The 15,598-nt window shown below is 54.0% G+C and carries 15 protein-coding genes; 5 read left to right on the forward strand and 10 right to left on the reverse strand.

The window, feature by feature from the left end; translation table 11 throughout:
- The 3 genes from WCC56_RS19500 to WCC56_RS19510 form a co-directional block, all read right to left on the reverse strand.
- Positions 1-2,486, reverse strand: a 2,486-nt coding sequence (locus WCC56_RS19500; protein ID WP_424693977.1) for an ATP-binding protein, incomplete at its 3' end; no start/stop codon positions are given.
- Entirely contained in the window at positions 2,483-3,073 is a 591-nt protein-coding gene (locus WCC56_RS19505; protein ID WP_424693978.1) for a response regulator, read from the reverse strand. The genes WCC56_RS19500 and WCC56_RS19505, both read right to left, overlap by 4 nt.
- A gap of 121 nt (positions 3,074-3,194) precedes the next feature.
- Positions 3,195-3,539, reverse strand: a complete 345-nt coding sequence (locus WCC56_RS19510) for a YbgS-like family protein (protein ID WP_424693979.1) — start codon at positions 3,537-3,539, stop codon at positions 3,195-3,197.
- A 296-nt stretch (positions 3,540-3,835) separates the two neighbouring features.
- On the opposite strand from WCC56_RS19510, the gene aroG reads away from it, so the two are divergent.
- Positions 3,836-4,891, forward strand: coding sequence for a 3-deoxy-7-phosphoheptulonate synthase AroG (aroG, locus tag WCC56_RS19515; RefSeq protein WP_424693980.1), 1,056 nt, complete (start codon positions 3,836-3,838; stop codon positions 4,889-4,891).
- A gap of 138 nt (positions 4,892-5,029) precedes the next feature.
- Here the strand turns inward: aroG and gpmA are convergent, their stop codons facing one another.
- From gpmA to modE, 6 genes are all read right to left on the reverse strand, one after another.
- Complete coding sequence (gpmA, locus tag WCC56_RS19520) at positions 5,030-5,782, reverse strand: 2,3-diphosphoglycerate-dependent phosphoglycerate mutase (protein ID WP_424693981.1); 753 nt, start codon at positions 5,780-5,782, stop codon at positions 5,030-5,032.
- 158 nt (positions 5,783-5,940) lie between these two features.
- Positions 5,941-6,978, reverse strand: a complete 1,038-nt coding sequence (gene galM, locus WCC56_RS19525; RefSeq protein ID WP_424693982.1) for a galactose-1-epimerase — start codon at positions 6,976-6,978, stop codon at positions 5,941-5,943.
- Positions 6,972-8,120, reverse strand: a complete 1,149-nt coding sequence (gene galK, locus WCC56_RS19530; RefSeq protein ID WP_424693983.1) for a galactokinase — start codon at positions 8,118-8,120, stop codon at positions 6,972-6,974. The genes galM and galK overlap by 7 nt, the downstream gene beginning before the upstream one ends.
- Positions 8,121-8,122: 2 nt before the next feature.
- Positions 8,123-9,169, reverse strand: a complete 1,047-nt coding sequence (gene galT, locus WCC56_RS19535) for a galactose-1-phosphate uridylyltransferase (RefSeq protein WP_424693984.1) — start codon at positions 9,167-9,169, stop codon at positions 8,123-8,125.
- Positions 9,170-9,356: 187 nt separating this feature from the next.
- Entirely contained in the window at positions 9,357-10,826 is a 1,470-nt protein-coding gene (gene modF / locus WCC56_RS19540; protein WP_424693985.1) for a molybdate ABC transporter ATP-binding protein ModF, read from the reverse strand.
- Between the two features lie 76 nt (positions 10,827-10,902).
- Complete coding sequence (gene modE, locus WCC56_RS19545) at positions 10,903-11,682, reverse strand: molybdenum-dependent transcriptional regulator (protein ID WP_424693986.1); 780 nt, start codon at positions 11,680-11,682, stop codon at positions 10,903-10,905.
- A 149-nt stretch (positions 11,683-11,831) separates the two neighbouring features.
- Between modE and WCC56_RS19550 the strand changes: the two genes are divergently transcribed.
- From WCC56_RS19550 to modC, 4 genes are all read left to right on the forward strand, one after another.
- Positions 11,832-11,987, forward strand: coding sequence for an AcrZ family multidrug efflux pump-associated protein (locus WCC56_RS19550; RefSeq protein WP_424693987.1), 156 nt, complete (start codon positions 11,832-11,834; stop codon positions 11,985-11,987).
- 145 nt (positions 11,988-12,132) lie between these two features.
- Positions 12,133-12,903, forward strand: a complete 771-nt coding sequence (gene modA / locus WCC56_RS19555) for a molybdate ABC transporter substrate-binding protein (RefSeq protein WP_424693988.1) — start codon at positions 12,133-12,135, stop codon at positions 12,901-12,903.
- Entirely contained in the window at positions 12,903-13,592 is a 690-nt protein-coding gene (modB, locus tag WCC56_RS19560) for a molybdate ABC transporter permease subunit (protein WP_424693989.1), read from the forward strand. The genes modA and modB overlap by 1 nt, the downstream gene beginning before the upstream one ends.
- Complete coding sequence (modC, locus tag WCC56_RS19565; protein WP_424693990.1) at positions 13,592-14,671, forward strand: molybdenum ABC transporter ATP-binding protein ModC; 1,080 nt, start codon at positions 13,592-13,594, stop codon at positions 14,669-14,671. Before modB ends, modC begins: the two co-directional genes overlap by 1 nt.
- On the opposite strand, the gene WCC56_RS19570 is transcribed toward modC, so the two are convergent.
- A complete protein-coding gene (locus WCC56_RS19570) occupies positions 14,653-15,471 on the reverse strand; it encodes a pyridoxal phosphatase (RefSeq protein ID WP_424693991.1) in 819 nt (272 codons plus the stop codon). The genes modC and WCC56_RS19570 overlap by 19 nt on opposite strands.
- Positions 15,472-15,598: the final 127 nt, after the last annotated feature.

Here is a 15,598-nt window from a genome sequence, read left to right on the forward strand (position 1 = left end):
AGCTGCTGCTGCATCACCAGCAGATTAGTCGGATGATCATCCACTACCGCCACGCGCTGCACGGTGACCGGCATGCCAGGGGAACGAACGGCTGGCGGTTCTGTCATTGCGGGATCCGCAGTGACGATCTGTAAAGGGAAAAGCACGGTCAGCGTTGTCCCTCGATCCGGCGTGGAGTCCAGCAGGATCTCTCCTGACATTCGGGCGACGATCTCTTTGCAAATCGACAGGCCAAGGCCGCTGCCCTGCACGGAAAGTTGACGGCCGGAAGGCGTCTGATACCAGGGTTCAAACAGCCTTGCCTGTTCCTGAAGCGGAATTCCGCTGCCGCTGTCGATCACCTGTAAGCGCAGGCGATCGTTTTCGGCCCCAAGCGTGACGCGGATCTCTCCCTGCCGGGTGAATTTGATCGCATTACTGATCAGGTTAGTGGCAATTTGCTGCAACCGTTGCCCGTCAATCAGGATCAGGCCAGGTAACGGTGGGAGAATGTCTACCCGGAACACCGGGCCATTACTTCTCATCAAAGGATGATAAAAATCCGCCAGGCGACTTAGCCATTTGGCCGGATCGAGCGGCTGCGGCACCAGAGTGAAGCTGTTGCTTTCCAGTTTGGCGTGATCCTGCAGATCGTTCAGCAAGGTCAGCAGGGTGGAAGCGCTGCTGTGGATCACGTTGAGGTTCCTGCTGGCAGGCTGACGGGAAACTTCCACTTCCAGCAGGCCCAAAATAGCCTGCATTGGCGTGCGCAGCTCATGGCTGACGGTAGCCAGAAACTGACTTTTCATCTGATTTGCCCGTTCGGCCTCTTCGCGCTCCAGCTCCAGTTGCCTGCGTTGCAACCGTTCACGACGCTGTTCAAGATAACGTCTTAGGAGCAGAACCAGTAAAAAGACAATGGCAAAGAGCGCGGCAATCAGCACAAACAACGAGATGGGCCGCATCTGATTTTCGCCGCTGTCGGAGAGCACAGAGCTGTTGTTGCTCCAGTTTTCCCGCATGCGCTGCTGCGTATCGGCCGGGATTTGTTGCAGGCTGGTATTCAGCAGCGTTCTCAACAGCGGGAAAGCAGGGCTGACGCCAAGCGTAATCGGCCAGGCAGTATCACTCGCGGCAAATGCCAGGCGCAAAGCCTCACTGTAGCGCGACTGGATCAGCCCGCGGGCAGACATCACGTTGTCCACGAGCGCTTCAATCTGCCCGTTAGCCAGCGCGTCATACAGCGTTTTACTGTCTTCAAACGTCACGATATTGATACCTGCGGGCACCAGCCCACGAGCGATATCACCGCGCCGGATGCCGACTTTCTGGCCCTTGAGCTGTTCCCAGCTGGTCACCGGGCGTGACATCTGCCCAACGTACACGCCCCAAAGCGCACGCCAGATCGGCAGAGTATTGCTGCGCATCGCATCGTCGCCGGTCAGTGGCAGCGTCAACTGAATCATGGCCCGGCCCTGATCCACCAGCGCCTGAGCCTGTTCAGCATTGCTCACCCACCAGGGCTGAAAACGCAGGCCAGTGTTCTGACCAATAATATTCAGTAGCTCAACGCTGTAGCCACTTGGTTGGCCGTTTGCCGCGCGGTAACTCCAGGGATAGTCATCGCTGATCGCCGCATAGGTCACCAGCGGATGTTGCTCTGTCCAGCTGCGCTCCATCGGTGTTAAATGGGCGGTATTGGTGTCCTGATAACGCGGTAGCTGGCTGCTCCAGCGCCCCTGAATACCGTTGATCACTTCCATCGGTAACTGACGAATGGCCCTGTCAAGCAGATCGGTTAAGGCCGCATGGGTCGTAATGGCCTGCAAACGAAGTTCACCGGGATCGAGCGGGGAGGCCAGTTGATAAATTTGGCCCTGTTGCAGCTGGCTCAGCAGAAACCCGGCGCTGGTTTCATCGGCTATCACATAATCGCTTTTCATATTCAGCAAGGCATACAGCGCCTGCAGATCATTATCCACCACCTGCCAGTGATGCTGGCGGGCGAACGCCGGATCGAGCAGTGCAAAGGTTGACCTGCTGATAGTGATTTGGGCATCGGCAGAGTTAAACATCACCGGCCTGAGATTTTCACGGCTGCGGTAAATACGCAAAGGGCTGGTAAACCAGGGTTGGGTGGCGCTCATCCCTTTTTCCAGAGTCTGCCGTGGCACGCCAAACGCCATCTCCAGCTTTCCTTGTTGCAGAGCCTGGCGCAATGCCTGCCAGTCCGGATAATCTTCTACCTGAAACTTCATGCCGGTGGTTTGCATCAACGCCACCAGATAGTCAGCATTGATGCCATAAAGGTCTTTGCCGACCACCATATTCCAGGGCGTGCTGTTATCCCGCAGGATACCCACGCGTAAGGGCTTTTCCTGCCACTGCGAAGGTTGCTCCAGCGGCATCATCTCCTGAGGCAAGAGTACGCTGCTGATGGGCCTTAACGCTGCCGAAGCTGGCAGGCAAAGTAACAGAAGAAAGGTCAGGAGCAGGCGATATGTCACTGCTGCGATTTCCACAATCCCGCCAGTTCAACCACTGAGCTGGCCCCGGTTTTATCCATGATGTTTTTTTTATGGGTGCTGACGGTTTTGTTGCTGATATTAAGCTGCTCGGCAATCTGCAAATTAGAGAGTCCGCGCGCCAGTAGTGCCAGAATTTGCTGCTCTTTGCTGGTCAGTACGCCTGGAGGGCTTTCATTCTCGCTGCTGGCTGGAAATGCCTGCTGGCCGCCTAATACGGCCAGAATGGCAGAGAGCAGTTGCGGCACCGGCTGTCGTTTGGCAACGTAGCCAGTTGCGCCAGCAGCTTCAGCCAGACGCTGATACAAACGTTCTTCCTGCGCGGAGTAGATAATCACGGGCAGGTCAGGGAAGCGGCGACGAATAAATTTCAGCAGTTGCAGACCATCACTGTCCGGTAGCCCGATATCCAGCACCACGACTTCCACAGCGTTATTGGCGAGCAGTTCATGAGCGCGATGTTCATCTTCGGCTGCCAGCAAAGTAAAAGGGAAGGGGGCACGAGTCAGTGCCGCTTCAAGTGCAACCTGCACCAGCGGGTGATCGTCTATCAGCAGCAGCGTTACCATGAATTTATCCGGGGGAAATCAGAGCCTGCAAGAATAGCGTAATGGACCGGGGAAGCAAACAAACGCAAAAAAGGAGAGCCTGAGCTCTCCTTCACTGACGGATTTACTCTGCTGTACCAAATTACTGTGTGGTGCCATCAGTTTTGGTTTTCGCGTCCGGGCCCACTTTTTTATTGATGTCCGGACATTTACCGTCTTTGCACTGGCTGTTTTTATGGATCTGCTCAGCGCTCATCTTCTTGTGATGTTCCATGGATTTGTGCGTGCCGCTGGTAGCATCACCGGTATTATTGATTTTGCTATTGTCCACGCCATTAGGGGCGATTTTTTGCGCTGCACCGCCCGCCGCCGCACCGGCATCTGCTGCCTGATTAGATGTGCCGTTGTTGGACGACTCAGCCATTGCCGCGCCGCTACCCAATGTCATCGCTGCTGTCAGGAATACGATTGCAAACTTATTCATCATTATGCTCCGTTAAGGTGTGAATATTGTCGAACCAAACCCGATTAAAAAAGCGGTTTGAATAAAAAATTCGAAGTGTTCGAAATACATTCAGCACAACAATCACTAAAGCTAAAGTTAGTGATCTTTATGCGTTTTTTTTAAGTATCAACGTTTAAAAGTGTAGTTCAGGATCGGAAAACAGCAACTTTAACGCGCAAGAAGTTGACCAAAGCCGATTTACAGCACAGTGCGCACAAGATAAATTGGTCGTGATGCGCGTAGTGTGCAAAACGGCTTTTAAAAATACTGGAAAGATGATGAATTATCAGAATGATGACTTAAGAATCAAAGAGATAAAAGAACTTCTCCCCCCTGTTGCTCTGCTTGAAAAGTATCCTGCCACGGACATGGCGGCTAAAACCGTTTCCGACTCCCGTCAGGCTATTCATAATATTCTTAAAAAGACCGACGATCGTTTATTGGTGGTGATTGGGCCTTGCTCCATTCATGACACCAAGGCTGCCAAAGAATATGCCGCCCGCTTGCTGACTTTGCGTGAAGAGTTAAGTGATTCTTTAGAAGTGGTGATGCGCGTTTATTTTGAAAAGCCGCGGACTACGGTGGGCTGGAAAGGGTTGATTAACGATCCGCATATGGACAACAGCTACCAGATCAACGACGGTCTGCGCATAGCCCGTAAGCTGCTGCTGGACATCAATGACTCCGGTTTGCCTGCAGCGGGTGAATTCCTGGATATGATCACCCCACAATATATGGCTGACCTGATGAGCTGGGGAGCGATAGGTGCGCGTACCACAGAATCGCAGGTTCACCGTGAGCTCTCTTCGGGCCTTTCCTGCCCGGTAGGCTTCAAGAACGGCACTGACGGCACCATTAAAGTGGCTATCGATGCTATTAATGCTGCCAGCGCGCCGCACTGCTTCCTGTCTGTGACCAAATACGGTCACTCTGCCATTGTTGAAACCAGTGGCAACGGCGATTGCCATATCATCCTTCGCGGTGGCAAAGAGCCCAATTACAGTGCCCATCACGTGAGCGCAGTAAAATCCGGCCTGGAGAAAGCAGGTTTGGATCCTCAGGTGATGATCGACTTCAGCCACGCTAACAGCAGCAAGCAGTTCCAGAAACAGCTGGTGGTGTCTGATGACGTGTCACAGCAAATTGCTGGTGGCGACAAAGCGATTATTGGCGTGATGATCGAGAGCCATCTGGTGGAAGGCAACCAGAGTCTGGAAAGCGGCGAACCGCTGGTCTACGGTAAGAGCGTCACCGATGCCTGTATTGGTTGGGAAGACACTGAGAAAGTCCTTCGTCAGCTTGCTGATGCTGTCCAGTCTCGTCGCGGCATCTAAGCTAAGGTGTTATCCGCCCGGGGAGAAATGTTCGCCGGGCAGAATGACCCGCCTCAGTTTCGGCCCATAAAAAAATCCGCCTTTCGGCGGATTTTTTATGCTCAGCATTCACTCTTATCCCGAAGGAAGGGGAGGGAATTACTTGGCTTTACCCTGGTTTGCAACGGCTGCTGCTTTTGCAGCAATCTCGTCAGCATCACCCAGATAGTAATGTTTGATAGGTTTGAAGTTTTCATCAAACTCATACACCAATGGCACGCCAGTAGGGATATTCAGTTCAAGGATGGCTTCTTCGCTCATGTTATCCAGGTATTTCACCAGCGCACGCAGAGAGTTACCGTGAGCAGCGATGATCACTTTCTCGCCGCTTTTCATGCGCGGCAGAATGGACTCATTCCAGTAAGGCAACACGCGGTCGATGGTCAGTGCCAGGCTTTCAGTGGTAGGCAGCTGCTCAGCAGACAGTGAAGCATAACGTGGGTCATGGCCAGGGAAGCGTTCATCAGCACGATCCAGCTCTGGCGGGGTTACCGCGAAGCCGCGACGCCACTGCTTAACCTGCTCATCACCGTATTTCTGTGCGGTTTCGGCTTTATCCAGACCCTGCAGCGCACCGTAGTGACGCTCGTTCAGACGCCAGGATTTCTCTACTGGCAGCCACACCTGGTCAACTTCGTCCAGGATATTCCACAGCGTGTGGATGGCACGTTTCAGCACGGAGGTGTAAGCGAAATCGAAGGTGAACCCTTCTTTTTTCAGCAGCTGACCTGCGGCTTTCGCTTCGGTACGGCCTTTATCGGACAGGTCAACATCGTACCAACCGGTAAAGCGGTTTTCATTATTCCACTGGCTTTCGCCGTGACGTACCAGAACCAGCTTAGTTACAGCCATAGCTTAACTCCTTAATAATCTGACGTTTCTATGATAATGGTAAACCGTAAATTGCCCGTAGCACCCTGGCGGCAATTTTTATAGGCCATTACCATAGCGGAAATCTGCGCACCGCGTAAGCCTGCAGCCTCTCTGATGCGCGTTTTTCATGCGCTGAATCAAACCGCTGTCAGGCGGTAGCGCGTAATCGACTGATACGATTCACCCGGTTTAAGCCAGCAGTCAGGCTGCGGCCATTCGGGATGATTCGGCGAGTCGGGTAAAAACTCGCTCTCCAGTGCAATCCCCTGAAAGGCATTATAGACGCCCTGCTCACGAGCTGGGGTGCCTTGCAGATAATTACCTGAGTAAAATTGCAGCGCTGGGGCAGAAGTAAACACGCTCAGCCTGAGCTGACCATCTGCAGACCAGAGCTCCGCCGCCGGTTGGCTTTCGTCTTTGGTGTTCAACAGGTAGGCATGGTCATAGCCCTTCACCGCACGCTGGTCGTCGTCCTGCAGAAACTCTGCGGCTACCGTTTTCGGCTGGCGGAAGTCGAAGCTGGTGCCTGCTACGGCTTTCAGACCGGCATTCGGAATGCCTTCACTGTCTACAGGCAGATACCGATCGGCATTGAGCTGCAACTGATGATCGCGTGCATCGCCATGCTGAGCGTCAAGATTAAAATAGGCATGGTTGGTCAGGTTCACCGGACAGGCTTTGTCTGTTTCAGCCTGATACTGGATGCTCAGCGTATTGTCATCTTCCAGGCGGTAGAGCAGGGTAACCAACAGGTTACCAGGATAGCCCTGATCGCCATCGGGCGAGTCGAGCTTATATTCCACTTCCTGCTCTGTCTGGCGGACGATCTGCCAGCGACGGCTGCTGAACCCTTCCGGTCCACCATGCAGCTGATGCGGCCCCTGATTGGGGGAAACCTGCCAGGTCTGGCCTTCGGCACTGAAGGTGGCGTTGGCAATGCGGTTGGCATAGCGGCCAACGGTGGCGCCAAGGTAAGCAGACTGATGCAGATAATCAGACGGCGTTGCACACCCGAGCAGCGCTTCGCGCACTGTGCCATCTTTCATTGGCACGCGGGCTGAAAGCCAGGTTGCGCCCCACCCCATAAAAGTAGCGACCATGCCGCCAGCATTGCGTAGCGTGGTGATATGCCACGGCTGACCATCCGGTGCCTTAGAAGTGGGTTCTGCTAACATTGACCCGCTCCTTCAGAGGCTTTACAGACGTAGAAGGTCTCTTTGATGCCGGATTTGGCTTCGTACTGCTGCTCAACGGCGGCTTTTACTTTATCCACCATATCCAGTGGCATCAACGCCACAACACAGCCACCGAAACCGCCACCGGTCATACGCACGCCGCCACGATCGCCCAGCGACTCTTTAACAATTTCAACCAGCATATCTACAGGCGGCACGGTGATTTCAAAGTCATCACGCATTGAAGCATGAGACTCTGCCATCAGCACGGCCAGGCGAGCTAAATCACCGCTTGCCAGCACGTCGGCGGCTTCCAGCGTACGGGCATTTTCGGTCAGCACGTGGCGCACGCGTTTCGCGACGACCGGGTCGAGTTTATCTTCAGAGGCTCTGAACTGCTCCAGCGCTACGTCACGCAGAGAAGTCTGACCAAAGAACTTCGCGCCAGCCTCGCACTGTTCGCGGCGAACGTTATATTCGCTGCCGACCAGGCTGCGGCGGAAATTGGTGTTGATGATCACTACGGCAATATCTTCCGGCATTGGCACCGGGCGCGTACCCAGCGTGCGGCAGTCCAGCAACATGGCGTGATCTTTTTTGCCCAGCGCCGAAATTAGCTGATCCATGATGCCGCAGTTACAGCCAACAAACTGGTTCTCCGCTTCCTGGCCGTTCACCGCAATCTCTGCGCCGTCTAACGGCAGACCATACAACTGCTGGAAGACGGTGCCGACAGCCACTTCCAGTGAAGCGGATGAGCTGAGCCCCGCGCCCTGAGGCACATCACCAGCAATCACCATATCCACACCAGCAAAGTCTTTATTACGCTTCTGCAGGTGCTTCACTACGCCGCGAACATAGTTGGACCACATCTGATCGTTCAGCGGTTCAATCGGCTCGTCCAGCGAGAAAATATCCTGCTGATTGTCGTAATCTGCAGCGATGACGCGCACCTGACGATCGTCACGCTTAGCGCAGGCAATCACGGTTTGGTAATCGATCGCACAAGGCAGCACGAAGCCATCATTGTAATCGGTGTGTTCGCCGATCAGGTTAACGCGACCAGGGGCCTGGATGGTGTGGTCAGCAGCGTAGCCAAACTTTTCCTGGAAAAGTTTGTGGGTAGAGGTCTGTAAAGTCATTGTTATGCTCCCGTCTCGCGGAAATGAATATCACTGACGGAACGCAGACGTTCGGCAGCCTGTTCCGCGGTTAAATCACGTTGGGTTTCGGCCAGCATTTCATAGCCAACCATAAATTTACGCACCGTAGCGGAACGCAGCAGCGGCGGATAGAAATGGGCATGTAACTGCCAGTGATCGTTGGCTTCACCGTTGAAGGGCGCGGCGTGCCAGCCCATCGAATACGGGAAGGAACACTGGAACAGGTTGTCATAACGACTGGTCAGTTTTTTCAACGCCAGCGCCAGATCGGCACGCTGCTCATCGGTCAGATCGACCAGGCGTTTAATGTGCGCTTTTGGCAGCAGCAGGGTTTCGAATGGCCATGCAGCCCACCAGGGCACCACGGCCAGCCAGTGTTCGGTTTCAACCACGGTACGGCTGCCATCCTTCAGCTCACGGCTGGTGTAATCGACCAGCATTGGCGAGCCGTGCTGCTCAAAGTAAGCGCGTTGCAAATCGTCTTCGCGTTTCACTTCATTCGGCAGGAAGCTGTTGGCCCACATCTGGCCGTGCGGATGCGGGTTGGAGCAGCCCATCGCCGCGCCTTTGTTTTCGAAAACCTGCACCCAGGGATAATGTTGCCCCAGCTCGGCAGTTTGTTCCTGCCAGGTCCTGACCACCTGCTCAATGCCTGCCAGCGTCAGTTCAGGCAGGGTTTTGCTGTGATCCGGGGAGAAGCAAATTACCCGGCTGGTGCCGCGCGCGCTTTCACAACGCATCAGCATATCTTCGCTTTCAGGCGCGTCTGGCGTATCGGTCATCAGCGCCGCAAAATCGTTGGTGAAGACATAAGTGCTGCTGTAATCGGGATTTTTATCGCCAGTGACACGGGTATTACCAGGACAGAGGAAGCAGTCCGGGTCGTGCGCGGGCAGTTTTTCCTGGGAAGCGGTTTCCTGCGCGCCTTGCCATGGGCGTTTGGCGCGGTGAGGAGAAACCAGAATCCACTGATCTGACAGGGGGTTATAGCGCCGATGCGGGTGATCGACCGGATTAAATTTTTGCATGTTGAGTCCTGATAACCTTCTTTATGCGTCAATAGCTCAAAGAAAAATAGCACAGCGCGGAGAATTAAAGCGTGATCAAGTTTGTATAAATGGAATCGTTTACACAAGTTGAATAATCCGAACTATCAGTAAAAACGGCAAAATAATCCATGCGGGCCTCACCGCAATCCATAATTAGTGGTAGCGCTTACATCGTTTTGTCCCACTGATAGCGATAGCTCTCGCCCTCTGCGACAAAAGTCAGACGATCGGTAATACAGTGCGGCGCGTCTTCGGCATGGTGGGAGACGAACAATAGCTGCGTTTCGCCTTCGCCAATCAGCACATCGACAAAACGGCGAACCAGCTGGCGGTTGATCGGATCCAGACCCTGTAAAGGTTCATCAAGGATCAGCAATGCCGGATGCTTAACCAACGCCCGGGCAATCAGCACCAGGCGTTGCTGGCCCCATGAAAGACCATGGAAGGGCGCATCACCCAGTTTTTCCATCCCCAACAGATGCAACCACTGCCTGGCCAGCGAGTGTTGGCGATCGGACACCGCCTGATAAATGCCAATCGAGTCAAAATAGCCCGAGAGGATCACGTTGCGTACGCTGCTGCTGACCCGATAATCAAGGTGCAGGCTGCTGCTGACGTAGCCGATATGCTGTTTAATGTCCCAGATGGTTTCACCGCTGCCGCGACGGCGGCCAAACAGCGTTAAATCGTTGCTGTAACCCTGCGGATGGTCACCGGTGACCAGACTGAGCAGCGTGGATTTTCCTGCACCATTTGGGCCAACAATCTGCCAGTGTTGGCCTGCTCTCACTTCCCAGCTCAGATGATTAAGGATCGGCTTATCGTTGTAAGAGACCACGCCATCACGCAGCACAATCAGCGGATCGCCAGCCACCAGTGGCGGTTTACTGGCTGCGTCATCCGCTTCCGGCAGCGCCATGCCTGCAAGCTGCTCGCTGTGGGCCAACTGGGCGACTAAAGCTTCGGCCAGAATTTCGCGACGAGGGCCAAGATGGGTCAGCGTGCATTCAGCCAGCACACCCACCTGGTCGATAAAGTCCGGGATATCATCAAAACGGTTCAGCACCAGCACCAGCGTGCAGTTTTGCTGGTGAAGTTCCGCCAGCACCTGAGCCAGGTTAGCGCGGGAATCTACATCCAACCCGTCAAAAGGCTCATCCAGCACCAGCAGGTCTGGTTGAGACATCAACGTCTGGCACAGCAAGGTTTTACGGGTTTCACCGGTGGAGAGGTATTTGAAGCGACGTTCTAACAGACGAGTGATGCCAAATAACGCCGCCAGCTGCTGGCAGCGCAGAGGATCTTTGGCATTTTCCTGAATGATTTCGGCGGTGGTGCGACCGGTATCGTCTTCACCCGGGCTGAGCAAATCGGTGTTATTGCGCGTCCACTCTTCCGCTACCAGTTTTTGCAACTGCTCAAGGGAAAGGCGGACAGGGCGAACGAAGCTGCTGGTTAACTGGCCTTTAGCCGGGTTAAGTTCACCAGCCAGCACGCGTGCCAGCGAAGATTTCCCGCTGCCGTTGGCGCCAACAAAGGCCCAACTCTCGCCAGCCTGCAGGGTTAAGGCTTTAAGAGTCAGATTTTTAGTCTCATTAAGGTGAAACGTGCCTTGCGAAATTTGCAACGTAGACATTGTTCATTCCATTTTATGCATTGTAAGCAAAACTATGGATCTGCAATGCCCTCGCTGTCAAATGCCGTTGCCCGTTTCAGAGCAGCGTGGCGATAATCACCTTATCAGCATTAAAATGTGCTGTGACTGGCATCTCCTGCTGCAGTTTTTGCTCCGCCACACGTTCGTTAGTCAGCGTAGCGCAAAGCGTTTCTCCGCCGGGAAGGGCGATCAACACTTCGCTCTGGCTCTCTCCCTGTTCAATCTTGCTAACGGTGCCGCTGAGCTGGTTATCGGCTTGTGAAGCGCCGGTAGTCACGTCAATCCAGGGCGCTTTGATCAGTACCAGCACTTCTTTGCCGCTGGTAAGCGCAAGGCGATTAGCACTATGTTCGGTTAGCGCGACGGTGATTTTTGTGATGCCATCGGCCAGCAGAACTTCAACGTGTTGCACAACAGTGCGATCGTCGCGGTCGATAAGGGTGCCAAAAAGCTGATTGCGGGCGCTGGTTTGCAGCGAGAAGCGGGCGATGGCGCCCAACAGGCTCCCCAACGGCACATCATCCTGCAAAACATCAAAGGCCTTTTGCTGGATCTGTTCCATCAACGCAAACAGCTGAATAAGCCGCTCGCCATAAGGCGTGACTTTCGCGCCGCCGCCGCCTTTCCCGCCGGTAGCACGTTCAACCAACGTGCGGTCAGCCAGCCCATTCATCTCGTTAATCGCATCCCAGGCGCTTTTGTAGCTGATCCCGGCGAGTTTGGCTCCCTGGCTGATCGAGCCAGTCTGTTGAACCTGCTTCAGCAGCTCAATGCGCCTGGGGTCGGCGAACAGCCGTTGCTGTAGTTTCAGGATCAGGGAAAGTTCTGCCTGCATAGTGGCGTTAGCTCCGGGAAAAATAAGGATGGGGTGAAGTGTACACCTTTGGCTGGCCGGGCGTAAAAACAGGTAAAAGGCACAAAAGGGCAGTGCACTTTTTTTGGCTGTGGATACAATGGCTTTTTTAAGCTGCAATGGAGGCTACCATGCTTGAGTTACTAATAGGTCTTGGCGAAGCAATCCTGATGGTGCCTGTAGTGATGGCGATTATCCTCGGTCTGATTTGGGGACTGGGTGAAGTGTTTAACGTTATCTCCAAAGTTGGTCATAAAAAGGATCAACCGGGTCAGTCCCGTCAGTAACCCTTCCTGAAACGCCCGGCATCTGCCGGGCGTTCGTTTTTATGATTCTCCTTAAGTTTTTCCTCCTTCCAACCGATAAACTCCATGACAGGGTAGATAAAATCGTTATATTACGAACTACATAACGAACCCTCTGGAGAACACCATGTCTGTAAAAATTCGCCATTTCTTCGTTGGTGCTGTGCTCAGCGCCAGCTTTGCGGGCCACGCGGTTGCCGCTGATAAAATCACTGTGTTTGCTGCTGCTTCACTGACCAATGCTCTGCAGGAAATTGGCGACAGCTACCAGAAAGGAAAAAACCTTCAGGTGGTTTCCTCCTTCGCCTCATCCTCAACGCTGGCGCGCCAGATTGAGCAGGGTGCTCCGGCGGATCTGTTTATCTCTGCTGACCAGCAGTGGATGGACTACGCCGTGCAGAAAAAAACCATGGATGACGCCAGCCGTTTTACCCTGCTTGGTAACGAATTAGTGCTGGTGGCGCCTGCCGAAACCCATCCGCAGCAGGTTACTATTTCAAAAAATACTGACTGGAAAAGTCTGTTGAAAGGACAACGTCTGTCAGTGGGCGATCCTGATCATGTACCAGCCGGTATTTACGCCAAAGAAGCGTTACAAAACCTCGGTGCCTGGGAGACGTTATCCACCCAGCTGGCGCCGGGAAACAGCGTGCGTGTCGCGCTGGCGTTGGTAGAGCGTAATGAAGCACCGTACGGCATTGTGTATGGCTCTGATGCTGTAGCCAGTAAAAAAGTGAAGGTTGTCGGCATCTTCCCGGAAGACAGCCACAAACCTGTCGAATACCCGATGGCGATGGTGAAAGATCACAACTCTGCCACTGTTACCGCTTTCTACAACTATCTGAAAGGGCCTGAAGCTGCGGCCGTGTTCAAACGTTACGGATTTACGCCTGAATAATGATACTTAGCGATCCCGAATGGCAGGCCGTTGCCCTGAGCCTGAAAGTAGCTTCAGTGGCGGTTATCTTCAGCTTGCCCTTTGGGATCCTGATGGCGTGGATCCTGGTCCGCTGCCGTTTTCCGGGTAAAACCCTGCTCGACAGCCTGATCCACCTGCCGCTGGTGCTTCCGCCGGTGGTGGTTGGGTATTTACTGCTGATCGGCTTCGGTCGTCGGGGGTTTATCGGTGAATATCTTTATGACTGGTTTGGCTTTACCTTCGCCTTCAGCTGGCGAGGCGCGGCACTTGCCTCAGCGGTGATTGCTTTCCCGCTGATGGTCAGGGCAATCCGGCTGGCGCTGGAAGGCGTGGACAGCAAGCTGGAACTGGCCGCACGAACGTTAGGTGCCGGGCGCTGGCGCGTTTTCTTCACTATCACTCTGCCGCTGACATTGCCCGGCATTATTGCTGGCACCGTGCTGGCTTTTGCCCGTTCACTGGGTGAGTTTGGTGCCACCATTACCTTCGTTTCTAATATTCCTGGTGAAACCCGTACGCTTCCTTCGGCAATGTATACGCTGATTGAAACGCCTGGCGCTGAAAATGCGGCGGCGCGCCTTTGTGCTATAGCCATTGTGCTGGCGCTTATTTCACTGCTGATTTCTGAATGGCTTGCCCGCTGGGGCCGGAAAAGGGTGGGATTGTAATGCTGGAACTCAATTTCACTCAGCAGCTCGGTGACCATACGCTGACGCTTAACACCCAGCTCCCAGCCAAAGGCATCACCGCTATTTTTGGCGTTTCTGGCGCGGGTAAAACCTCACTGATTAATGCCATCGGCGGACTGACTAAGCCGCAACAGGGCAGCATAGTGCTGAATGGCCGCGTGCTGAGCGATGCGGATAAAAAGCTGCATCTGCCGCCGGAGAAGCGGCGGATTGGTTATGTTTTTCAGGATGCGAGGCTGTTCCCACATTACAGCGTGCGGGGCAATCTTGAGTACGGCATGGCCAAAAGTTTACGGCCAGAATTTGACAGTCTGGTCAGATTGCTGGGCATTGAAAGCCTGCTTTCACGCTTCCCGGCTTCCCTTTCAGGCGGAGAAAAACAGCGTGTTGCTATCGGACGGGCGTTACTGACTGCCCCCGAAATTCTGCTGATGGATGAACCTTTGGCCTCGCTGGATTTACCGCGTAAACGTGAGCTGCTGCCGTATCTGCAAAAGCTGGCTAAAACGGTGGATACCCCAATCCTCTATGTCAGCCACAGTCTGGACGAAATCCTGCAGCTGGCTGATCACGTGCTGGTGCTGGATAACGGCAGCGTGAAGGCGATGGGTAGCGTTGAAAAAGTCTGGGCCAGTAGCGCGATGAGGCCCTGGTTGCCGAGGTCTGAACTGAGTAGCGTGCTGAGGGTTCAGGTACTGGAACAGCATCCTCATTATGCGATGACCGCGCTGTCACTTGGCGATCAGCATATCTGGGTCAGTCGGGTGGAAGCCCCTGCCAAAACGCCGTTGCGTTTGCGCATTCAGTCCGCTGACGTGTCGTTAAGCTTGCAACCGCCGGTTAACAGCAGTATTCGTAACGTGATCCCGGCCCATGTGGCGGAGTTACTGGAGATTGACGAGCAGATTGAAGTGAAGCTGTTGGTGGGACAAAGCGAGCTGTGGGCGCGGATCACACCCTGGGCTCGCGATGAACTGATGATCAAACCGGGCATGTGGTTATATGCCCAGATTAAAAGCGTTTCAATTATTGCGCCGACTCACAGCACTTCGCGGTAGATTGTTTCCGCAATGCCTGGCTCAAGGTTGGTGCCGATAACCCGGCCTGCACGGGCTTTGATTGCCTCATCCGCATTGCCCATCGCCACACCAAGACCCACCGTTTCCAGCATACTCAGGTCATTGTAGTTATCACCAAAGGCCAGCACGTCACGCATCTGGAAGCCCTCTGATTCAACCCACTGAGCAAGGCGTTTGCCTTTGCTGTTGCCCGCTTTGGCGATATCCACCTGATCGTGCCACGACCACTCACAGGCCAGACCCATCTCTTTTTCTACACGCTCAGCGAAATGTTGTAATGCTACGGTGTCAGGATGGGAGAGGGCGAACTTCCAGATCGAGCCAGCTTCTTTAGCGGCCTGCGCCAGGCTGTCGACTTTGTTGAACACCGGGCGCTGGTTTTCTGGCAGCGATAAACCCCAGTCAATGGTGCGCGTAACGTGACCGGTTTCGGTCTGATAGAGCATGGCATCATCAACATACAGCAGACCGTGGATACCGGCTTCATCCAGCATCTCAATCACCCGTAACGCCTGCTCTTTCGGCAGCGGATCGGCTTGCAGGACCTTTTTTGCATGATAATCATACAAATAGGTGCCATTACAGCAGATTGCAGGTGTATCTAATGCCAGTGCCTGATAAAAAGGATGGATAGCGACATGATGACGACCGGTGACGATGGCCACCTTCACCCCAGCCTGTTGGGCTTTTTTCAGGGCTTCCAGCGATTCGGGAAGAATGGTTTTGCGCGGCGTTAACAGGGTGCCGTCCAGGTCCAAAGCAATGATGCGATAACTCATAAACAGTTCCGGAAGTGGCTAAACAAGAGCCAGAGAGTGTACACCTTGTGACGGGGTTAACAAAATGACACGCCACAAATCCCCCCACGCGGGAAGGAAAAACACGCTACGCTTTGCCACAGGTCAG

It is taken from the genome of Erwinia sp., assembly GCF_049696395.1.
Lineage (GTDB): Bacteria > Pseudomonadota > Gammaproteobacteria > Enterobacterales > Enterobacteriaceae > Erwinia.